The sequence below is a fragment of the Streptomyces hundungensis genome (genome assembly GCF_003627815.1).
In the GTDB taxonomy this organism is placed as follows: Bacteria; Actinomycetota; Actinomycetes; order Streptomycetales; family Streptomycetaceae; genus Streptomyces; species Streptomyces hundungensis_A.
Map to the genome: position 1 here is coordinate 5761251 of NZ_CP032698.1, position 21658 is coordinate 5782908.

The following is a 21658-nucleotide window of genomic DNA, read 5'->3' on the forward strand; positions in this document are numbered from 1 at the left end:
GACCGTTAAGTGCAGCTCTGCTAGGGGCGCGGGGAACTGCGCGCCCAGCCACGCAAGGCCCGCAGCCGAAACCGCACCACCCGACCCGGTAAGCGCAACGCTGCTAAGGGGCGCGGGGAACTGCGCGCCCAGCCACGCACGGCCCGCAGCCGAAACCGAACCGCACCACCCCGCTCCGCAGCCCGCATCCACCGCCCCTCGACCCGGGGTCGAGACAACCCCCCCACGCTCAGGGTGACCAACATTCCGTTCCGATGACCACGAGGTTGCTGGATGACGACTCAGACGCTGGTTGCCGCGGACACCGGCACCGACACCGTCCACGGACTGCTCGCGGCCGCCGTGGCCGCCCGGCCCGACGCCCCCGCGGTGCGCGACGCCTCGGGCGTATGGACCTACGCGGAACTGGACGCCTGGTCACGGGCGTACGCCGACTGGCTCACCGCCCAGGGTGTGGGACACGCGGACCGGATCCTGGTCCGCGTCGGCAACACCCGGGAATTCACCGCCCTGATGTTCGGCGCGCTGCGCCGCGGCATCGCCTTCGTGCCGGTCAACCCGGCGATGAAGCGCTTCCACCTGAACACCGTCGTGCCGGACTGCGACCCGGTCCTCGTGATCGGCCAGGACGCCCAGGACACCGCAATCCTACGGAAGTTGACGGGCCGTCCGGTCTTCGAGCTCGACGTGGTACGCCGCGGCGCCGAGGCGCTGTACGACGCGTCCCTCGCCGCCGACGAGGCGCCCGTCGCCCCCGACGACCTCGGCCTGCTCATCTACACCTCCGGCTCCACCTCCGCGCCCAAGGCCGTGGTCAGCACGCACGCCCCGATCGTCTTCGCCGCCCGCGCCATCCAGGCCCGGCTCGACTACCGCGAGGACGATGTCGTCCTCGTCGCGGTGCCGGTCTCCTTCGACTACGGGCTCTACCAGATCCTGCTGTCCGTGATCGCGGGCGCCCAGGTGGTGCTCACCTCACCGGACCGCCATGTGCGGCTGCTGTCCACGCTGCACGAGTACGGGGTCACGGTCGTCCCCCTGGTGCCCTCGCTCGGCGAAATGCTGCTCACGCTCGCCAAGCGGGACCGCCGCGAGGCGCCCCCGGTGCGGCTGTTCACCAACACCGGCGCGGCTCTGACCGGGCCCGTCATCGCCCAACTGCGGGCCGCGTTCCCCAAGGCCCAGGTCTCGCCGATGTTCGGCACCACCGAGTGCAAGCGCATCACCGTCCTCGAACCGGACGGCGACCTCGTACGCCCCGGCTCTGTCGGACGCGCCCTCGACGGCACCGAGGTGCTGATCCTGGACGACGACGGCCGGCTCCTGCCGTCCGGCACGGTCGGCGAGATCTGCGTACGCGGACCGCACATCATGACCGGCTACTGGCAGGCCCCGGAGCAGACCGCCCTGCGGTTCCGCCCCGACCCGGTGACCGGCGAGACCACCCTGCACACCGGCGACTACGGACATCTCGACGCCTACGGCCACCTCTACTTCGAGGGCCGGCGCGACGACCTGTTCAAGCGCAAGGGCGTCCGCATGGGCACCCTGGAGATCGAGACGGCGGCGCTCGACATCGAGGGCGTCACGGCCGCCGCCGCCCTGGCCCCGGCCGAGGGCCAGGACCTCACGCTGTACGCCGTCACCGAGCTCTCGGCCGACGAGGTGCTCGCGCAGCTCACCGAGCGCCTTGAGGCCGCCAAGGTCCCCGCCGCGTGCCATCTGCTCGACGCGCTCCCCCTCACCCCGAACGGCAAGACCGACAAGCAGCGCCTGCGCCGCGAACAGAAGTAATCACCGCCCCGCCCCGCTCCCGTAAGGAGATTGAGCCATGACCACCACTGACGTCTCGTGGGACGCCGGCTTCGAGCAGCTGCTGACCTCGGTCCTGCCGCGTGTCACGAGCCCGCTGGATCCCGCGCTCGACCTGAAGGCCGTCGGCCTCGACTCGATGGCCACGATCGAGCTTCTGGTCCGTCTTGAGGACCAGTACGACCTGGAGATTCCCGAGGGTCAGCTCACCGGCGCGACCTTCGCGACTCCGGGGGCGCTGTGGGCGGTCCTCGCCGCGCAGCGCGCCGGCGCCCGCGCCTGACCCCCGGTTTCCGCCGCACCATCCAACCCCCCACCCCTTAACGTCCGTTGGAGGACACCATGAGCCACCTCATCATCGGTCTTGCCGTCACCGTCGTCGTCTGCCTCGTCATCAAGTTTGGTGGGGATGCGCTGAAGAAGCGTCGCGGCTAGTCCGTAAGCCGCCGTCCCCGAAGGGGTCCGCCGACCACCAGGTCCGGCGGGCCCTTTCCGCATGCGCGACGGCACCCGCCCACCCACCCGTGCAGCGGGCTGAAGGGTTGGCCGCCTGGAACTCCGCCCCAGCCGCTTGCCCACCCACCCGCCCGTGCAGCGGGTTGCTCGGTTCGGCCCCCTGGGGCTCCGCCCCAGCCCCCGGGCGTTTGCCCACCCACCCGCCCGTACAGCGGGTTGAAGGGTGCGGCCCCTGGGGCTCCGCCCCAGACCCCGAGCCCCTTTGCCCACCCACCCGCCCGTAGGCGCAGGGTTGGATGGCCCGGGCCTCCTGGGGCTCCGCCCCAGACCCCGTATCGCGCCTGAACGGCGCTCGTCCTCAATCGCCGGACGGGCTGGGGTGGCCGATGCGGGCCAGCACCGAGTAGTTAGGGGCGCGGGGAACTGCGCGAGAAGCGAGCACGGTCCGCAGGATCGAGAGGGTTTAGGGGCGCGGGGAACTGCGCGAGAAGCGACCACGGCCCGCAGGATCGAGAGGGTTTAGGGGCGCGGGGAACTGCGCAAAAGCGACCACGGCTCGCAGGCCGAGAGCGGGTTGAGGGGCGCGGGGAACTGCGCAAAAAGGCAACGCCGGGCCGCAGCCGGAGGCGGTTCCGCAGGGCTCCGCGCATGCGGGAGGGCCCCCGCCCGGTGGGCGAGGGCCCTCACAAGGGACGGGGCTCAGGCCGCCGCCACGAGCCGCTCCAGATCCCCCACCACCCCCGCCGGACTCGGCATCTCCGCCATGTCCGCCCCCAATTCCCCCGCACACTTCAGGTACCGCGGATCATCCAGCACGTCCCGGATCGCCTCGCGCACCTGGGCAGAGTCGTTCTGCGGGGCCGCTTCGCCGAGGACCCGCGCGGCGCCGGCCGCGGCGAGGAGTTCCGCCGAGGCGAACTGGTCGACGATCTGCGGCAGCACCACCTGGGGCAGGCCGAACGAGCACGCCGTGAGGGTCGTGTTCGCGCCCCCGTGGTGGATGACGGCGTCGCAGTCCCGCAGGAAGAGGTTGAGCGGGACCGGCTCCACCACCTTTACGTTGGCGGGGAGTTGACCGAAGCCCGCATGGAAGGCGGCGTCCGCGGTCACCACCCCCTCGACGTTCTCCAGGCCCTCGAACGCCGCGATGATCGAGCGGTACAGGCCGGTGCCGTTGAGGACGAGGGTCTGGCGGCCCAGGCACACCACCACGCGGCGCACCCCGTCCGCGGCCGGCTGATGCAGCCAGTCGGGCACGGTGCCGGTGCCGTTGAACGGGACGTAGCCGATGGGCGCGCCCGGCGCCGCGCTCGGGTGGCGCAGCGCGGGCGGGCACGGGTCGAGGAGCAGGGTCGGGTCGGGCAGCCCGTCCAGGCCGAGCCGCTCGGCGGTCCCGTACAGAAAGTTGCGGGCCGAGGCGCGCGAGGGGCCGCTCAGCGGGTCGACGCCCCAGCGGTGCTGCACCGAGGGGATGCCGAGCGCGCCGGCGACGAGTTGGCCCGCCAGTTCCATCTGCTCCGAGACGATCAGGTCGGGGCCCCACCCCCGGGCGAACTCCAGGTAGGAGCTCACCAGGTAGCGGGCGTGGGTCTCCCAGAGCTTGGTCGTGCCCGCCATCTTCTCCGGCGGGGTCGGCCCCATCAGCTCCAACGGGCGTACGCCGTCGGGGAGATGACGCTGAAGGACGTCCAGGCCGTGGAAGCGGTCGCCGATGTCGACGGCCGAGATCCCGGCGGCGCGGGCCGCGTCGGTGACGTCAGGCTGCGCGGCGACCGTCACCTCGTGACCCGCTCCCCTCAGCGCCCAGGCCAGCGGCACCATGGGGGTGAAGTGGGTGGGGAAGGGGGTGCTCAGCATCAGTACGCGCATCGTCGTCGTCCTCCTCGGACGTTCGGGGGGTCTCTTCGGTCGGCTCAGCCGGTTCAGCCCGTTCAGCCGATTCAGCTGATTCGGCCGGTTCAGCCGATTCAGCCGGTTCAGCCGGCTCGGGGTGGCGCCGGTGGGCTGGTCGGCCTCGGCCTCGGCCGCCGCGGCCAGCGCGTTCACATCGACGTCCTTCATGACCAGGGCCGTCACCAGGGCGATCAGCAGGAGCCCGGCGGCCGTCAGGAGCAGCGTGGACGTGGCGTGGGCGAAGGCGTCCCGCACCAGGTGGCGGTGGATCGCGTCGAGCCCGGCGAGCTGAGCCGCGGCGGTGTCCGGGTCCTTGATGCCCGAGGCTCCCGCGGCCGAGGCGAAGCGGGCGCTGAGTACCGCTCCGAGTACCGTGCCGCCGATGGTGGTGCCCAGCATGGTGGCGAACCGCGAGGTGGTGGTGACCACGCCCAACTGGTCGGCGGAGGCCGCCGATTGGGTCATGAACAGGGCGATCGAGGTGACCCCGCCGAGGCCCACGCCGAGCAGCAGGAGCAGGACGTCGAGTTGCCAGACGGGCGCGTCGGTCACGGTCAGGCCGAGCCCGGCGACCGAGGCCGTCGCCGTCGCCGTCGTCGCCACCAGGACCGACTTGCACTTGCCGGTACGCGCGATGAACTTGCCCCAGCCGAGGAAGACCAGGACGACGCCGACGGCCAGCGGGATCAGGTGCAGGCCCACGGCGTCCAGGGAGACGCCCCGCACGATGTTCAGATAGTTGATGAAGAACACCGGCAGGGACAGCAGGGCGAAGCCGCCCACGAACTGGAGGATCGCGGCGGGCCGGAACACCTTGTCCTTGAACAGGGTGAGCGGCATCAGCGGGTCGGCCGCCTTCAGCTGCCGGGTCACGAAGCCGCCGGCCATCAGCACGCCGCCGTAGAAGTAGGGCAGTACCGGGCCGGAGAACGAGTGGGACTCGCCGTACTCCTTGACCCCGAGCAGCAGCGCGCAGGTGGCGGCCGCGATGAGGACCGAGCCGAGGATGTCGACCTTCTGCCGGGTGCCCTTCACCGGGAGCCGCAGCGCCCACGCCACGCCCACCAGCGCGAGACCGGCGACCGGCACGTTGAACAGGAAGATCCAGCGCCAGGACAGGTTCTCGCTGAGCGGCCCGCCGATCATCGGCCCGGCGATGATGCCGGCCGCGATGAGCGCGCCGCCCGCGTTGGAGCGCCCGGCCCGCGACTTGGGCGGGTACAGGGTGGCGATCACGATCAGGGTCATGCTCATCAGGCCGCCGCCGCCGAGCCCCTGGACCGCGCGGAAGACGATGAGCTGGGTGAGGGAGCCCGCGGTCGCGCACAGCGCGGAACCGGCGAGGAAGGTGGCGAGCGCCGCGAGGTAGACCCGGCGCGGCCCGTAGCTGTCGCTGAGCCGGCCGTACAGCGGCTGCGCGGCCGTCGCGGCCAGCAGATACGCGGTGATCAGCCAGGGGAAGCGGTCGATGCCGTGCGCGGGGTCGAGGTCGCGCACGATGGGCAGGACGGCCGAGGAGATGATCGAACCGTCGAGCAGGGCCAGCGTCATGATGGCCATGGCGCAGGCGATGAACACCAGGACCTTGACGTCGCTCATGCCGTACGGGTTCGGCTTCTTCTCCTTGGCCTCCTTGGCCTCCTTGAGGGCGGCCGGTTTCTCCGTCGCCGTGCCGCTGGCGGCTCCGGCGGTCACGTCGGTGCTCACGCGAGTACCTCCTGGCGTGTCGTCAACTGTTCGAGCAGGGTGACCGTGTCGGCCGGGGTCGGCATGGCCTCGACCTCCGCCCGCAGGCGCCGCGCGCCCTCGCGGTAGCGGGGTTCGGTCAGCAACGCCGTTGTGGCGTAGGCGAGTTGGGCGTCGTCGTTCTGGAGCTCGGCGGTGTCCAGGCTGATGCCGGCGCCCGCTGCGGCGACCCGGTCGCCCGCGATGAACGTCTCGTCGAGCTGCGGCAGCACCAGCTGGGGGACGCCGAACGCGGCCGCGGCCAGCGTGGAGCCGGGCCCGCCGTGGTGGACGACGAGGTCGGCGCCCGCGAAGAGCAGGCCCGGTTCGGTGCGTTCGGTGTACGTCATGCCGTCGGGCAGCGCACCGATCGCGGGCCGGTGCCGGGGCGCCGCCGAGACGACCGCCTCCACACCGCCCGCCGCGGCCAGCGCGTCCAGGACGCGGCGCAGGAGCGGGGCGCCGTCGAGATCCAGGGTGTAGCCGCCGAGCGCCACCGCCACCCGGCGCCCCGGGGCGGACGTGTACGTCCAGGGCGTGCCGTCGCCGGTGTGCGGCTCGGGGCGGATCGGGCGGGCGGGCGGTGCTTCGGTGCTCGCCAGGGTCGGCGGCGCCGGGTCGAGCGTCAGATCGGGCTCGGGTACGGAGTCCAGACCGAGCCGCTCGCACAGCGGGCCCAGCCACATCCGGGTCTGGCCGAGCATGAACGCGCTGGTGGGGGCGGTGCCCCAGCGGTGCCAGACGCTCGGGACGCCCAGCACCTCGGCGATGACCGGGCCCGCGAACTCCATGTGGTCGCCGAGCACCAGGTCCGGCCGCCACTCGCGGGCCAGCTCCAGGTAGTCGTACAGGAAGTAGGGGGCGTGGTTGCGCCACATCTGGGCGGCGCCGTCGATCTGCTGGGCCGGCGGGCGGCCCACCACCTCCAGGGGGCGCAGGCCTTCGGGACGCCGGCCCCGGCGCAGGTCCTGGTAGTGGAAGGCCTCGCCGAACGTGGCGGTCGTAAGGCCCGCCGCCTCGGCGGGCCCGGTCACATCGGGCTGCCCGGCCACGAGCACGTCGTGGCCCGCGCCGGTGAGCGCCCGCACCAGGGGCAGCATGGGCAGGAAGTGCGTGTCGACGGGGGTGGCGATGATCAGTACGCGCATCGGAGGTTCTCCAGGTCACGGACGACGGCGGCGGGGCTCGGCATGGCGGCCATGGTCTCGGCGAGCACGGAAGCGCCCTTGGCGATCCGCTCGTCGGCGAGCAGGGTGCGCACCGCCTCGGCCACCTGGGCGGGGTCGTTCTGCGCCTCGGCCGTGCGCAGGGTGAGGCCCGCGTCCGCGGCGGCGAGCAGATCGCCGCCCTCGAACTGGTCGACCAGCTGCGGCATGATCAGCTGTGGGACGCCGAAACCGGCGACCGTGAGCAGGGTGTTGGCGCCGCCGTGGGTGACCACCGCGTCCGTCGTGTCGAGGAAGGCGTTGAGGGGGGTCGGCGCGATGACGCGCACATTGGACGGGATGGTGCCGAGCTCGTCGACGAACTCCTCCTGCACCGTCATCACCGCCTCGGTCTCCGGCAGGTCACCGAAGGCCTGGACGATGCCGCGGAACATCGGGAGCCCGCCCAGCGAGATGGTCTGGCGGCCCATGGTCACGCAGACCCGGGGCCTGTCGCCGCGCCGGCGCAGCCAGTCGGGCACCGCGCCGCTGCCGTTGAACGGGATGTGCCGGATGGGGGCGCCGACCGGCGCGCCCTCGACGAGGAGCTGCGGCGGGGCCGGGTCGAGCAGCAGATCGGGCTTGGGCAGACCGCCCTCGATGCCGAGCCGTTCACAGGTGCCCTGGAGCAGGTCCTCGGCGGTGGCCCGCATCAGATGGCTCATCGGGTCGACGCCCCAGCGGTGCGAGACCACCGGGATCCTGTGCACGCCGCCGATGAGGCAGGCGGCCCAGTCGAAGATCTCCGAGATGACCAGGTCCGGCTTGAACATCCGGGCGACTTCGAGGTACTTGGGCGCCATGTAGCGGGTGTGCAGGACCCACACCCGGGAGCCGATCATGGTCATCTTGGGGGTGAGCGGGCCGACGATCTCGATGGGCCGCTTGTTCGGCGGCAGCGGGGGGCTCAGCAGGTCCTTGCCGAAGAACTGCCGCCCCACGGAGACCGTGTTGAGTCCCGCGGAACGCGCCATCGGGATGATGTCGGGCTGTCCGGCGACCAGTACCTCGTGCCCGGCGCCGCGCAGCGCCCAGGCCAGCGGCACCATGCAGGTGAAGTGGGTGGACTCGGGGCTGCTCAGGATCAGTACACGCATGAGGCGTCCTTGGAGGTGAGGGAGGCGGCGGGGGCTTCGGCCCGGGCGCCGGGGCCGCGGCGCAGGCACTCGGCGTAGGCGGTCACCACCCGGTCGGCGATCTCGGCCGGTATCCGGTCGGTGCGTACCGAGGCGGTGATCAGGGCGCCGTCCGCGGTGGTGCGGACATCCAGCTCCAGCTCGGTGAACATGGTGGGTGCGCCGATGCGCGACAACTCGGCGGTGCAGTGGGCGAGTTCGAGGAGCGGGTCCGGGTCGTCCTGCATCAGGAAGCTGGGCATCGGGCGCAGCGACTCGCCGCCGCCGGTCAGCACCACGGTGCGCGAGAGGCGGGCGCCGCCGGTCTCCTGGGCGGCCAGCGCCTCGTCGACATGGGTGACCGCCTGTTCGAGCAGTCCCGAGCCGTCGTCCTTGTGCGGCGGCCAGAAGCGCAGGAACAGCAGATCGACCCGGCAGGTGACGGCGCCGGCGAGCACCTCACTGCCCCGCCGCGCCACCGGGACCTTCACCGCGATGTCCGCCTGTCCCGTCAACTCCCTGAGCACCAGGCCGAATTGGGCGGCGAGCAGGGCGAAGCGGGTGGTGCCGAGGGCGCGGGCCCGCTCGTCCCAGCGGACCAGTTCGGCCCGGGTCACGGTCCCTGTAGGGGAGTAGCCGGGTCCGGCGTTGACGTCGTTGTCGGCGCGGCCCGGCAGCTCCAGGGGCTCCTGGAGTTCCAGCTGGTCCTCCCAGTACTCGGCCTGCGCCGCAAGATCCACCCGGGAGATCGCCCGGCGGTGGTCGGCGGACACCTCGGCGAGGGTCGGCGCCGGCGCCGCGAAGGCGGGGGCGCGGCCCGCGAGCCGGGCGGCGTAGGCCAGCGACAGATCGCGGGCGAGCACCGTCTCGGACGCCCCGTCGAAGGCGACATGGTGGGCGACCAGGCCGAACAGGGTGCGCCCGGTGTCCTTCGCGCGTACGGCGGCGCACCGCCACACCCGTGCCTCGCGGACGGCGAGCGGGGTGAACGCCGCCGCCAGCCAGGCGGTGGCCGCGGCCCCCTCGTCCGCGGCGTCCGGCAGCCGGATCACCTCGGCCTCGGCGGGCCGCTCCGGCACCACCGCGTACCCGATCTCGTTGTTACGGATCAAGTACCGCGCGTGCAGGGCCTGATGGCGCCGGTGGACGTCGCCGACGGCGGCCGTGAGGGCCTCCAGGTCGACCGGACCCCCGAGCCACCAGGTCATCCGGCACAGCCCGCCGAGTCCGTCCTTGTCGTGGGCGGCGGCGAACAGGAACCCGGACTGCTCGGGCGGCAGCAGGATCTCGCCGGGCGCGAGCCCCGGTACGGGTGCGTCGGCGGCCCGGGCGGAGCGGTCGGTGGCGTCCAGCCAGGCGGCGAGCCGGCGCACGCTCGGGGTGCGGAAGATCTGCGAGGGCTGGACGGCCGCGCCGAGCACCGCGTCCAGGTGCTGGCACAGGCGGGCCGCCTCCAGGGAGCTGCCGCCGAGCTCGAAGAACGACACATCGCCCGGCACCCGGTCCAGGTCGAGCACCGAGGCGAACCCGTCGGCGACGAGCGCCGCCGTGCCCTCGAACGCTTCCTGCGCCGTCTCGGGCCGGTCGTGGGCCGGGCGGACCCTGGCGGCCAGCGCACGCCGGTCGACCTTGCCGTTCGCCAACTGCGGGAACTCGTCCAGGAGATGGACGCGCCGGGGCACCAGATACTCGGGAAGGAGGGTGACGAGCCGCTCGCGCAGCGCCTCGGGCCCCGTGCCGCCCTCGCCGCGCGTGTAGAACAGGGCGAGCCCGTGGTAGGAGCCGTCGGGCTTGGGCATCGGCACGACCGCGGCGCCGGTCACCGTCGCCACCCGCTCCACGGCGCGCTCCACCTCGGCGGGCTCGATCCGATGGCCCCGGACCTTGATCTGGCGGTCGCCGCGGCCGGTGTAGTGGAAGACGCCCGACGCCGAACGGTGGCCCAAGTCGCCCGTGCGGTACAGGCGTTGGGCCCGCCCGTCGATCTCCACCGTGACGAAGGCCTCCGCGGTGAGCGCGGGGTCGCCGAGGTAGCCGCGGGCCAGGCCCGGGCCGCCCAGGCACAGCTCCCCGCTCTCGCCCGGGGCGCACACCCGGGTGCCGTCCAGGACGTACACATCGGTGTGCGCGAGCGCGCGGCCGAGCGGGATGCCCGCCGGGTCGTCGCAGTCCTCGGGGCGCACCGGGTGCCCGGTGACGACCGCCCCGCACTCCACGGGCCCGTACACGTTCAGGAGCCGGATGCCGGGGTGTTCGGCGAGGAAGGCGCGCACCCGCGTCGGGGCGGCCCGCTCGCCGCCGATGGACAGCCACTTCATCCCCGCGAAGGCCCCCACGTCGGTGGTGACCAGCATGTTGAAGAGCTGTGTCGTCATGAACGCCGCGTTCACGCCCTCCTCGGCTATCAGCGCGCGCAGGGTGCGCGGCACCAGCACCGTCTCGTCGAGGAGCACGGTCCGGCCGCCGGTCAGGAGCATGCTCCAGCAGTCGAGGGCGAAGCCGTCCCAGGTCGGCGGGGCGGTCTGCGGCATCACGGTGCCGGGGCCGAGCTCGGCGTAGAAGTCGTCGCCGTCGAAGAGGCGCACCACGTTCTCGTGGCGGGACACCACGCCCTTGGGGGTGCCGGTGGAGCCGGAGGTGAAGAACACCGAGCAGGCGTCCGAGCCGTCCACCGCGACCGGCGCCGGCCTCAGACCGCGCGCCGCGGTGACGGTCAGCTCCTCGGCGGGCGGCGCCCACACGGGCACCGGCCAGTCGCCCTCCCCGCCGGTCACCAGGAGCGGCGCTTCGAGCTGAGCGATCACCGCCTCGAGCCGGTCGACGGGCCACCGGGCGTCCAGGAACGAATAGGCGGCCCCGCACTTGAACAGCGCGAGCAGCACCGCGATCAGCGGGGTGCCGCGCTCCATGAGCACCGGCACCAGGTGCCCCGGGCGCACACCGCGGGCCTGGAGCAGCGCCGCGTACCCGTCGGATGCGGCGTCGAGCTCGCGGTAGGAGACGCCCGCCCCGCGGTGGGAGACGGCGATCGCCTCGGGGAAGCGGCGGGCCGCGTCCTGGAACAGGCCGTGCATCGTGGCGCCCCGCACGAAGGCGCGCGTCGCCGTCGTGGGCTCAAGGAGTACGGTCATCGTCTTCCTCTCTCCTCAGGTGTGGGTACGTCGGTGCGACCGGCTCTCACGCACTCCTCCAGGAAGCCCACGAGCCGGTCGGGGGTGGGCATCCGGTCGGTCTCCGCGCGCAGCGCCCGGGACCGCTCGCGGTAGGAGGGCCGGGTCAACAGGTCCTGGACGGCCGTGCCGACCGCGCCCTCCTCGGCGTCGGCGGGCAGCGCGGTGCCCGCACCGGACGCGCGCACCAGATCCGACCAGTGCTCCTGGAAGGCGTTGCGCGGCAATAGCAGCTGGGGAAGGCCGTGGGTGACGGCGATGAGACCGCTGCCGACGCCGCCGTGGTGGACGAGCGCGTCGCAGTGCGCGAGCAGCACGTCCAGCGGGAAGGACTCCACCATCCGTACGCCGTCCGGGAGTTGGCCGGTGTTCGCGGCCTGCTCGGGGGTGACGGCGAGCACGACGTCGGTGTCGAGGGCGAGCAGTGAGCGGATCACGTGGTCGCGCACCTCGTCCAGGGCGGAGGTGGTCACCCCGCCGGTGACACACACCAGCGGCCGGCCCGAGGGGCGCTCCGAGCGCAGCCATCCGGGCAGTGCGGCCGGGCCGGCGAAGGGGACGTAACGCATGTCGGCGCGGCGCACCCCGTGCGGCGGGCGCAGTCCCGGCGGGCAGGGGTCGATCCACACCGAGGGGCCCACCACGGGCTCGACGCCGAAGCGTTCGAAGAGCCGGGCGTAGGAGGGGCGCAGATCCGCCTCGCTCTCGCAGTGCACGCCCAGCGAGACGCCCCAGGTGTGTCCGACGGCCGGGACCTTCACGGCGGCGGCGGCCACCAGGCCCGCGGCGGCGGCGGTGTCGTGCACCACGATGTCCGGACGCCAGAAGCGGGCGAAGTCGACGAGGTCGTCGGTGAGGGTGTCCGCGACGGCGATCATCTTCTCGATGAGCGCCTCGCTCAGATCGGCGTCCAGGACGGTCGCGGAGGCGTCCGCAGCCTTCAACCGGCCGGGTCCCAGGCCCAGTTGGCGGGCGGCGACCGCGCCGGCCGCCGCCTCGTCGCCGACGGGCACGGCCACCAGACCGGCCCGGGTCACGGGCGCCACGCACTGGGGTCGCACCGCCACCCGTACCTCGTGGCCCGCAAGGCGGCAGGCCCAGGCGAGCGGGATGATCCAGGGGACATGGGCCGGGCCGTGCCCCACGAACAACACGCGCATTCAGTTGCCTCACTCCATCGCGTACGGTCAGTGGCAGGGCAAGGGTGGGGGCACCCGCTCGAATGCGACTCGTGTCCGCTACGAACACGAAAGTGCCCGCAGGGGGAGTCCCTGCGGGCACTTCGGACGCGGTACGGGTCAGGCGCGACGGCCGCCCCTGCGGTAGGCGAAGGCGGCGAAGGCCGCGAGCAGCGCCGTCCACAGGGCGAGCACGCCGAGGCCGGTGCCGCTCGGCGCGGAGTTGGCGGCCGCGTCCCACGACAGCTGGGCGTAGCGGTAGACCGGGGTCTCCCGCGACAGCGGCTGCAACCAGCTCGGCAGCGTGTCGGTCGGCATCATCAGGCCGCCGAGCAGCGTCAGCGTCAGATACGAGACGGTGCCGGCGATCTGCGCGAGCTGCGCCTTGAAGAGGTAGCCGATGCCGATGCCGAGCATCGCGAGCGGGGCGATGCCGACCCAGAGCAGCAGGAAGATCTCCAGCCAGGTTCCGGCCGAGAGCTCCACACCCCGGTAGAACTTGCCGATCAGGCCGATGACGACGATCGGCAGGATGCCGAGGCAGGTGGCGACGGCGCCGCGGGCGATGACGACCTGCACCGGTGAGAGCGGGGTGAGCCGCAACTGGCGCAGCCAGCCGAGCGAGCGGTCCTCGGCGATGCCGGTGCCGTTGGTGATGACCACGCCGAGCGCGCCGAAGGCCGCCGCGCCGACCATCGCCCGCACCAGGGACTCCTGGTCGGGGCCGCCGCCCGCGAGGGTGACGTACAGGCCGACCGGCATGATGAGGCTCATCATGAGGTAGCCGCCGTTGCGGACGAGCCGCAGGATTTCGAGGCGGATGTAACCGAGCATCAGCTGGTCCGTCCTTCCGGAGCGGGCGCGTGGCGCGACTGGTGGGTGAGCGCGATGAAGGCCTCTTCCAGGCCCACGCCCGACACCTCCAGATCGCTGAAGGCATCCGCGCGCGACAGCGCGTGCACCGTCGAGTCGGAGTCGCTGGTGCGCAGGTGGACGCGGCCGCCGCGGTACTCCACGGAGCTGACGCCCGGCAGCACGTCGAAGCCGCTGTGGCCGCCGCGCGGCACGAAGCTGACCGTGCGGCCCTCGATCATCGACTTGATCTGCGAGGTGGTGCCGTCGGCGACCACCCGGCCCGAGGCGATGACGACGACGCGGTCGGCGCTGTTGTCGGCCTCTTCGAGGTAGTGCGTGGAGAACAGCACGGTGTTGCCGCGCTCCGCGTACCGCTGCATCGCGGCCCACAGCTCGCGCCGCGACTCCACGTCGAGGGCGGCGGTCGGCTCGTCGAGGACCACCAGGTCCGGGTCGCCCGCCAGGGCGAGGGCGAAGCGCACCCGCTGGGCCTGGCCGCCCGAGAGCCGGTCCACATTGCGAGTCGCGATCTTGGTGAGCTCGGCCAGTTCCAGGATCTCCTGGAGCGGCAGCGGCTTGCGGTAGGTCTGGCGCACGAAGTCGACCAGCTCGCGCACCGACACCCGGGGAATCATCTTCCCCTCCTGGAGCATGGCGCCCAAGTGCCCGGCGCGCATGGCCAGTTCGGGCTTCTTGCCGAAGACCTCGATGTGGCCCTGGTCCGGCGGGAACAGGCCGAGGAGCATGTTGATGGTGGTGGACTTGCCGGCACCGTTGGGGCCGAGGAGCGCGACCGTCTCACCTCGGTGGATCGTCAGATCGATCCCGTCGACGGCGCGGACACCGCCGTACTCCTTGACGACATCCTTGAAGACGACCGCGGGAGGGCCGTGCTGTTCTGCCATGGGGGGTGGCACCTGTTCCCTTTCCTGTGTGAGTGGACGCATGTCAGATCAGCCCTTCCAAGGTGTGGACCAGTTCCGTGGGGCCTGGCAGGCATTCGATCTCCGCGCGTACGTCGTGCGCGGCCTTGCGGTGGCGCTGGTCCTGGAGGAGGCCTTCGAGGGCCTCGCGGACCAGCCGGGGGTCGTGCTGCTCGGCCTCGGTGGCGAGGCTGATGCCGGATCCGGACTCCTGGACGAGCCGGCCGGTGGTCTGGAGGAACGGCTTGTCACCGGGCAGCACCAACTGCGGGACCGCCGAGGCGAAGGACGTCATGCTGGTGCCGCTGCCGCCGTGGTGGACGGCGAGGGCCGTGTGGCGCATCACCGGTCCGATCGGGAAGCGGTCGACGACCTTCACCGAGGACGGGATGCCGGCGAGCGCCGGGTGGTACTGGGCGTCGATCGGGAACAGCACGTCCAGGCCCTGCTCGACGCAGGCGTCCAGGACGTGACGGAAGCCCAGCGGCAGCTCGCCCGTCTCGGCGAGCACCCGGCCGTGCCACATGCCCAGGCAGAGCAGGGCCCGGGGCCGCTCCGGCCGCTGGACCGCCCAGTCGGGCAGTTCGGCGGTGCCGCAGTACGGCACATAGCGCGAGAGCAGGCCCGGGGTGTTGTCGCCCTCGGGGAGCAGGGAGGCAGGGCTCGGGTCGATGATCAGCGCCGGGTCGGGGAAGCCGTCGGCCCCGAACTCGACGCACAGCTCGTGGAGTTGGAGCTTCGCCCGGCGCAGCAGCGGGCTGGTGAAGTCGTCCGGACCCCAGCGGTGGATGATGCCCGGCACCCCGAGGGCGCCGGCGACGACGAGCCCGCCGAACTCCACCGGGTCGGTCACCACCAGGTCGGCCTCCCAGGACCGGCCGAGCGCGACCAGCTCGTCGATGTAGCCGCCGAGCCGGGTGCGCCAGCGCTCGCCGACCGCGTCCCACTCGGAGTCCGCCCGCTGGTCCATGCCGGCCCGGTCGGGCATCGCCACGGCGCCGGGCCGGGTCAGCCGCTGGCGGGTCTCGCCGCCGCCGACCAGCCGGGTGTCGAGGCCGGCGGCCGCCGCGAACGTCACCAGCTCGGCGTCGCCCGCCACCAGGACCTGATGGCCGGCGGCGCGCAGCGCCCAGGTCAACGGCACCATCGGCACGAGGTGGCTGGGTACCAGAGCGGTCACCAGGACGCGCATGTCTCCTCCTGAGCGGTCGCGGCCACAAGGGCTTCGAGATCGGTGACCAACTGCTCCACCGGGGGGCAGGCAAGGACCGAGCGGCGCACGGCGGCCGCGCGCAGCCGGAAGGAGGGCTCGCTGAGCAGCCGCTCCAGGGCTTCGGTGACCGTCTCGGCCGTCACCGAGCAGGCCGGAAGATTGATGCCGCTGCCGACGTCGGCGACGTGCTCGGCCGAGTTGGGCTGGTCGTCGTACATGGGCGTGACGAGCATCGGCGTACCGCTGCGCAGGCCCTCGCGGATGCTGCTGTGGCCGCCGTGCGTGATGAACACGTCGGCCGCCTCCAGGAGCACGTCCTGCGGAACCCACTCGGTGATCAGCCGGACGTGCGCGGGCACGGTGCCGAAGTCCTCGGGGTCGCGGCCCACGCCGATCGAGACCAGCGCGGTGCAGTCGAGTCCGCAGACCGCCTCGATCACGTCGTTCAGGACCTCGTCGGACATCCACGGCATGGACGGCGCCATGGTGCCGATCGAGGCGTACACCACCGGCTTGTCGTCGGGCAGTTCGGCGAGCCAGGGCAGCGAGCCGTCGTCGCTGCGGTAGGGCGCCGTCTGGCGGTAGTGGCGCAGGGTGCGCGGATCCAGGTCGTCGCCGGTGCACTCGGCAGGGAGCCAGCTGATGAGCCCGTGCCGGTAGGCGCAGTTGACCTCGTCCGTCCCGGGCAGGCCGAACTCGGCGCGCAGCGCGTTGAGCGGTGCGTGGGTGACCGCGGGCGGCAGCAGATGCGTCGAGCCGCCGGCCACCGCGACGTGCGGGATGCCCAGCTTCTCCGCGGCGAGCAGGCCGCCCATCTCCTCGCCCTCGCGGACGATCAGATCGGGGTGCCAGTCGGCGGCTATCCCCAGCAGGTCGCGGGCCGCGGCCAGGGCGGGCGGCCCCAGCACACACCGCACCAGACCGTCCTCGTACGCTTCCTGGTCGCCGCGGAACAGCGGAAGGGCCATCGCCTCCACGCAGAACGGGTCCTTGGACCAGTCGAACCCCGCCGGGAAGAACGGGAGCCCGTACCTCACGCTCTCCTCGCGCATGGACTCGTCGTCGGCCACGGCGACGGTGTGCCCGGCCCGGACGGCTGCCTGGGCCAGGGGGATCAGCAGACGCAGATGCGACTTGCCCGCATGGGCGGTGAACAGGATGCGCACGGCGGGTCTCCGATTGGGGGGTGGGAGCGGCCCGGTGCGGGTCGCCCGTCAGTCATGCCGTGAAGCGTGACGAGCCCCACTCGAATCGGACTCGAGCCGCCCTTGGCCGCGCTTTCCCCTGCCGCACTCAAGTCCGATTCGAGAGGCGGTGGCGACCTTGGGCGCATGCCGTATGCCCGAAGGATTCGACCGAACCGCCGAACAGGGGAGTAGCTGGATGCGTTGGAACGAGATCTATGTCGCCTCGCTCGGCAGCTGGCTGCCCGAGCCCGTCCCGGTGGCCGAGGCCGTCGCGGCCGGGGAGTGCGGCCAGGAGTGGATCGACGACTTCGGGTACGAGTCCGTGCGGATCGCCCGCGAGAGCGAGGAGGAGGGCTGGACCGCGCCGCCGGACATGGCCGTCGCGGCCGGCCGCACCGCACACGAGCGCTCCGGCCTGAACAAGTCCGCGTACTCGCTGCTCCTGCACGGCAGCACCTGGTTCCAGGGCCTCGACATCTGGCCGGCCGCGTCCTACATCGCCAAGCGGACCGTCGGCGCCACCGTGCCGGGACTCGATGTGCAGCAGCGCTGCAACATCGGCATCAGCGGGCTCGACCTGGCCGCCGCCCACCTCACGGCCGGCTACGGCAAGGGCAGCGCGGTCATGCTCACCACCGCCGACCGCTTCGGCGGCCCCGGCGCCGACCGCTGGCAGCTGCGGCACGGCAACGCCTACGCCGATGGCGCCACCGCCACCATCCTGTCCACCGAGGGCGGCTTCGCCCGGCTGGTGGCCACCGCGACCGTCGCCGACAACTCCCTGGAGCCGATGGCCCGGGGCGACGAGGAGTTCGGCCCCGTCTCACGCGCCGCCGAGCGCCAGATCGACCTCACCGCACGCGGCGACGCCCACAAGGCCGTCAGCGACGAGACGATGACCAACATCCGGTTCGGCAAGGTGATGCAGGAGGCCAAACAGGCCGTCCTGGACGACGCCGGGATCGAGATCGACGACATCGCGTACGTCATCATCCCCTCCACCGGACGCATCAAGGGCCCCTTCCAGATCCACCACCTCCTCGGTGTGGACGAGTCGGAGACCACCTGGGAGTTCGCCCGCCGCAGCGGCCACATCGGCGCCGGCGACTGGGCCGCCGGGCTCGAAAACCTGCTGCTCACCGGCGCGTTGAAGGTCGGCGACCACGTGATGCTCTACGGCGGCGGAGCCGGCTACACCATCACCACCGCCGTGCTGGAAATCCTGGAGATCCCGGCCTGGGCCACCACCGTCGCGGCCTGAACGAGCCGCCCGTCACAAGGAGTTGGCACATCTCATGGAGATAGTCGGCAGGGGCTTCCTGGCCGGACACCTGGCAGGAATCGCCGATCACCACCGGGACGTGGTGGCGCTGGCCGCCGGGGTCTCGGCCGCCGGCGACATCCCGCCGGAGCAGTACACCCGGGAGTCCAAGCGCCTGTACGAGGTGCTGCGGCACTGCGAGAAGACCGGCAAACGCCTGGTGTTCTTCTCCACCGCGTCCGCCGGGATGTACTCGGTGCCCGACGCCTCGCCCGGTCGCGAGGACGGCCCGGTCTACCCCGCGACCCCCTACGGCCGCCACAAGCTGTCCCTCGAAGCGGTCGTCAAGTCCTCGGACGTCGAGTACCTGATCCTGCGCCTGTCGCACGTCGTCGGCTTCCACCAGCCCGCCCACCAGCTCCTGCCCGCCCTGGTGCGGCAGTTGGTCGACGGACGGATCCAGGTCTACCGCGGCGCGCAGCGCGACCTGATCGACGTCGAGGACGTCATCAAGATCGTGCACACGCTGCTCGTGGACGGCCGCACCCGCGACGTGGTCAACGTCGCCTCGGGCCACGCCCCGCGCATCGAGGACATCGTCACGCACATGGAGCACCTGCTCGACACCCGTGCCGAGAAGTCCTATGTGGAGGCCTCCGGCGCGCAGCCCGTCTCCATCGACAAGCTCTGCCGTCTCGTGCCGCCGGTGTACGGGCTCGGCTTCGGACCCGACTACTACCGCGGCGTCCTCGACAAGTACGTCCACGCCTATGCGCACCAACCGGTCACCGCGTAACCCACCCAATTCCCAGCAGCGGAAGGTACATCCCATGAGCGAGAACAGCCCCGTCGTCGCGGTCGCCCACTTCGTCCTCAAGGAGAAGCACAAGGCGAAGGGCGCCGAGTTCGAGAAGGCCTACCTCAAGTACAAGGACGCCGTCGCCGCCAAGGACGGGCTGCTGCGCACCGCGCTGCTGCGCGGCATCAAGGAGCCCGACAACTTCGTCATCCTCACCTGGTGGCGGGATGCCGACGCGCACCGCACCGTCGTCGGCGACTGGCAGTTCTTCACCGCCGTCTCCAGCCGCTTCGTCTACCTCGCCTCCATCACCAGCGTGCACGGCCCGGTCCTGGCCGGCCAGAGCGCGGCCGACGGGCTCGGCGAGCTCGCGGTGCCGTCCGCGGACGCGGCGGTCGCCCTGACCACCTTCACCCTGCGCGAGGGCGCCGACCAGCAGGCCTTCGAGGGCTCCTTCCTCGGCCACCTCTCCTTCGTCAAGGGCCACGAGGGCTTCCTCGGCCACCAGCTGGTGCACTCCAACCGGGAGACCGGCGCGTACGTCAACATCGGCTGGTGGAGCGGCCCCCAGGCCTATCTGCCGGTGCTGCGCAGCCCCGAGATGGCCGCCGACGCCCAGACCATGGCGGTGCACGCCGAGGTCAAGGGCGGCCTGTACACGGCGGTCGTCGACTCGGCCCGCACCGAGGTCGCCGTCTGAACCACCGCACACCGAAGGCGGGCCGGGTCCTGAGGGACCCGGCCCGCCTTTCGCGTGCGGTGGTTCAGCGAACGGTGAAGAGCTCGTCGGCCACCTCGATCGCCGGGTTGCCGAACGCGATGGTGCGCAGCACCTTGCGGTAGATCGGGGTGTGCTTGACGACGGCCGCCAGCTTCGGGCGCACCCGCGTCGCGAAGGTACCGGTCGACAGCATCGCCTTGGACTGCATGCCCTGGAGCCGCATCATCGTGGCGATGTCCGGCGCCCGGCGCTCCTCGAACCGGGACAGGAACGCGGCGCTCGCATCCCCGCGGCCGACCGCCTCGACCAGCAGCGGATGCAGCACGACCGCGTCCTGCACCGACAAGTTGATGCCCTGCGCGCCGATCGGGCTGTGGGTGTGCGCGGCGTCGCCCATCAGGACGAGCCCGTCGGCGGCCCAGCGCTCGGCCCGCCCGGAGAACACGTCGAGCAGGCTGAGGTCGCGCAGCGAGGTGATCTGCTCGTCGATCAGATCCGCGTACTCGGGCACCGCCTTGGCCAGCTCCGCCTTGACATGGCCGAGGCCCTCGGAGACGACGTGCCGGTAGCCGCCGTGCGGCAGCGTCCAGCCGACCTGGATGCGGTCGGGCCAGGACCCGTAGGCGAGGACCGGGCTGGTGCCCGCGCTTCTGAACACCCGTACGTCATGGCTGACTTGGGGGGTGCGGCTGGTCAGCTTGAACCAGAGCACGTCCTGGTCGAAGGCCTCGCTGCGACCCGCCTCGATCCCGGCGAGCCGGCGCACCTTGGAGAACCGGCCGTCGGCGCCGACCACGACCGTGCTGTGGAAGACATGCCCGTCGGCGGCGGCCCCGGTGATCCGGCCCCGTTCGTCCCGCACGAGTGCGTTGACCCGGCAGCCGTCCACGTACTCGAAGTCGGCGAACTCCGCGCAGTGCGCCAGGAGTTCGGCCAGGAGATGAGACTGCGGAATGGACAGCAGGTGGTCGTAGGGCGCCGGCAGCGCCCGGTAGTCGATGTCGAGCAGGACCCGGTCCTGCTCCACCAGACGGAACCGGTCGTGCTCGTGGCAGCCGCGCGCGCGGGCCCCGGCGAGCACCCCGAGCCGGTCCAGGACCGTCATCGCGCCCGGCTGGAGGATCTCACCGCGGAACTCCCGCTGGTGCGAGCGCGAACGCTCCACCACGCTCACCCGCAGCCCGGACTTGAGCAGCAGCAGGGCGAGGGTCAGACCGGCGGGGCCCGCCCCGACGACGCACACGTCACTGCGGTGCTCCTCGTCGGCGCGGGCCCCGGCGCGGACCTCCTCGGCGGCCGCGGTCATCGCTGCCCGGCCAGCGCGAGCGCCGCACGCACATCGGCGGTCGCGCGTTCCAGCACCCGGTCGCGGCCGGTGGACGCGACCGCCAGCACATCCGCTCTCACCAGGACCCCACCATCGGGCGCCGCCGCGAGACGCCAGCGGCGCCGGTAGAGCTCGGCCGGCTCGGGCGCGGTGAGCGGCTTCTGTACGAGGGTGTGGCCGCCGTGCTCGATCTGCACGCTGCGCACGCCGTCCTGGGTGCCGAACCAGGCGCTCTCCTCGCCCTCGCGCGCGGGCAGCGCGGCAAGGAGCCGGGCGTGCGCCTCGGCCACCGAACCGGCCACCACCACGCTGTCCTCGACCCGGATCACGTCCGAGGTCAGCGAACGGGGCTGCTCCGTCTTGGACTTGAGGGTGCTCATCTGGAGCCCGCCGTGCCGGTCGAGCTCGCCCGCGGTCTCCTGCGGATCGGCGTCGGTGGTGAACCAGTGCCCGGACACCACCCGGCAGCCGCCGTCGGGCCGGGGCAGGAAGTCCCAGGTGCCGCCGAGCTCCTTGATCGGGCCCACCGAGCCCTGCTGGGTGAAGTCCATGCGCAGCGCCACCGGGTCCAGGGTCCGCCGCGAGGTCCAGACGCGCAGACCGCCCTCGGGGCCCGGGCGGACCGCCCAGAACTTCACCTCGTCGTCCTGCCCCCGCTGGGTCAGGACCTCGGTGTACGCGATCCAGGGGTAGAGCAGCGGCCAGTCGGCCACCTCGGTCAGCGCCCGGTAGACGGTGTCCGCCGGGGCGTCGATCTCGATCCCGGCGCGCGTCCGGTGGATCTCCCTGTCGGTCGTGGAAGTGCTCACAGCAGAACC

16 protein-coding genes are annotated in these 21658 nt (G+C 72.3%); 5 read left to right on the forward strand and 11 right to left on the reverse strand.

Annotated elements, in window-relative coordinates; all coding sequences use genetic code 11:
• Window positions 1-273: 273 nt before the first annotated feature.
• Both DWB77_RS25510 and DWB77_RS25515 read left to right on the forward strand, forming a co-directional pair.
• Window positions 274-1794, forward strand: coding sequence for a class I adenylate-forming enzyme family protein (locus DWB77_RS25510; RefSeq protein WP_120723452.1), 1521 nt, complete (start codon window positions 274-276; stop codon window positions 1792-1794).
• Window positions 1795-1831: 37 nt separating this feature from the next.
• Window positions 1832-2095, forward strand: a complete 264-nt coding sequence (locus tag DWB77_RS25515) for a phosphopantetheine-binding protein (protein WP_120723453.1) — start codon at window positions 1832-1834, stop codon at window positions 2093-2095.
• An 872-nt stretch (window positions 2096-2967) separates the two neighbouring features.
• On the opposite strand, the gene DWB77_RS25520 is transcribed toward DWB77_RS25515, so the two are convergent.
• The 9 genes from DWB77_RS25520 to DWB77_RS25560 all read right to left on the reverse strand — a co-directional run bounded on the left by DWB77_RS25520 (window position 2968) and on the right by DWB77_RS25560 (window position 16711).
• Window positions 2968-5868, reverse strand: a complete 2901-nt coding sequence (locus DWB77_RS25520; protein ID WP_120723454.1) for an MFS transporter — start codon at window positions 5866-5868, stop codon at window positions 2968-2970.
• Window positions 5865-7034 carry a nucleotide disphospho-sugar-binding domain-containing protein gene (locus DWB77_RS25525; RefSeq protein ID WP_120723455.1) on the reverse strand — a complete coding sequence of 390 codons (1170 nt, stop codon included), beginning with the start codon at window positions 7032-7034 and terminating at the stop codon, window positions 5865-5867. The genes DWB77_RS25520 and DWB77_RS25525 overlap by 4 nt, the downstream gene beginning before the upstream one ends.
• Window positions 7022-8188: a nucleotide disphospho-sugar-binding domain-containing protein gene (locus tag DWB77_RS25530; protein WP_120723456.1), complete on the reverse strand. Its 1167-nt coding sequence runs from the start codon at window positions 8186-8188 to the stop codon at window positions 7022-7024. The genes DWB77_RS25525 and DWB77_RS25530 overlap by 13 nt, the downstream gene beginning before the upstream one ends.
• Entirely contained in the window at window positions 8176-11337 is a 3162-nt protein-coding gene (locus DWB77_RS25535) for a non-ribosomal peptide synthetase (protein WP_120723457.1), read from the reverse strand. Before DWB77_RS25535 ends, DWB77_RS25530 begins: the two co-directional genes overlap by 13 nt.
• The gene (locus DWB77_RS25540; protein WP_120723458.1) at window positions 11334-12536 is read right to left on the reverse strand and encodes a nucleotide disphospho-sugar-binding domain-containing protein; all 1203 of its coding nucleotides are present in this window, start codon (window positions 12534-12536) and stop codon (window positions 11334-11336) included. The genes DWB77_RS25535 and DWB77_RS25540 overlap by 4 nt, the downstream gene beginning before the upstream one ends.
• A 138-nt stretch (window positions 12537-12674) precedes the next feature.
• On the reverse strand, window positions 12675-13388 hold the full coding sequence (locus tag DWB77_RS25545; RefSeq protein ID WP_120723459.1) for an ABC transporter permease: 714 nt from the start codon (window positions 13386-13388) through the stop codon (window positions 12675-12677).
• A complete protein-coding gene (locus DWB77_RS25550; protein ID WP_162952614.1) occupies window positions 13388-14314 on the reverse strand; it encodes an ABC transporter ATP-binding protein in 927 nt (308 codons plus the stop codon). Before DWB77_RS25550 ends, DWB77_RS25545 begins: the two co-directional genes overlap by 1 nt.
• Before the next feature lie 43 nt (window positions 14315-14357).
• Window positions 14358-15524, reverse strand: coding sequence for a nucleotide disphospho-sugar-binding domain-containing protein (locus DWB77_RS25555; RefSeq protein ID WP_120723462.1), 1167 nt, complete (start codon window positions 15522-15524; stop codon window positions 14358-14360).
• Window positions 15509-16711: a glycosyltransferase gene (locus tag DWB77_RS25560; RefSeq protein WP_120723463.1), complete on the reverse strand. Its 1203-nt coding sequence runs from the start codon at window positions 16709-16711 to the stop codon at window positions 15509-15511. The genes DWB77_RS25555 and DWB77_RS25560 overlap by 16 nt, the downstream gene beginning before the upstream one ends.
• A gap of 217 nt (window positions 16712-16928) precedes the next feature.
• On the opposite strand from DWB77_RS25560, the gene DWB77_RS25565 reads away from it, so the two are divergent.
• The 3 genes from DWB77_RS25565 to DWB77_RS25575 are packed head-to-tail and all read left to right on the forward strand — an operon-like array spanning window position 16929 to window position 19492.
• Window positions 16929-17993, forward strand: coding sequence for a ketoacyl-ACP synthase III family protein (locus tag DWB77_RS25565; RefSeq protein ID WP_120723465.1), 1065 nt, complete (start codon window positions 16929-16931; stop codon window positions 17991-17993).
• 34 nt (window positions 17994-18027) lie between these two features.
• On the forward strand, window positions 18028-18789 hold the full coding sequence (locus DWB77_RS25570) for an NAD-dependent epimerase/dehydratase family protein (RefSeq protein WP_120723467.1): 762 nt from the start codon (window positions 18028-18030) through the stop codon (window positions 18787-18789).
• Window positions 18790-18823: 34 nt separating this feature from the next.
• Window positions 18824-19492 carry an antibiotic biosynthesis monooxygenase gene (locus DWB77_RS25575; protein WP_162952615.1) on the forward strand — a complete coding sequence of 223 codons (669 nt, stop codon included), beginning with the start codon at window positions 18824-18826 and terminating at the stop codon, window positions 19490-19492.
• A gap of 64 nt (window positions 19493-19556) precedes the next feature.
• Here DWB77_RS25575 and DWB77_RS25580 read toward each other — a convergent pair whose 3' ends face one another.
• Window positions 19557-20819, reverse strand: coding sequence for an FAD-dependent monooxygenase (locus tag DWB77_RS25580; protein WP_120723471.1), 1263 nt, complete (start codon window positions 20817-20819; stop codon window positions 19557-19559).
• Window positions 20816-21649, reverse strand: coding sequence for an SRPBCC family protein (locus DWB77_RS25585; protein WP_162952616.1), 834 nt, complete (start codon window positions 21647-21649; stop codon window positions 20816-20818). Before DWB77_RS25585 ends, DWB77_RS25580 begins: the two co-directional genes overlap by 4 nt.
• Window positions 21650-21658: the final 9 nt, after the last annotated feature.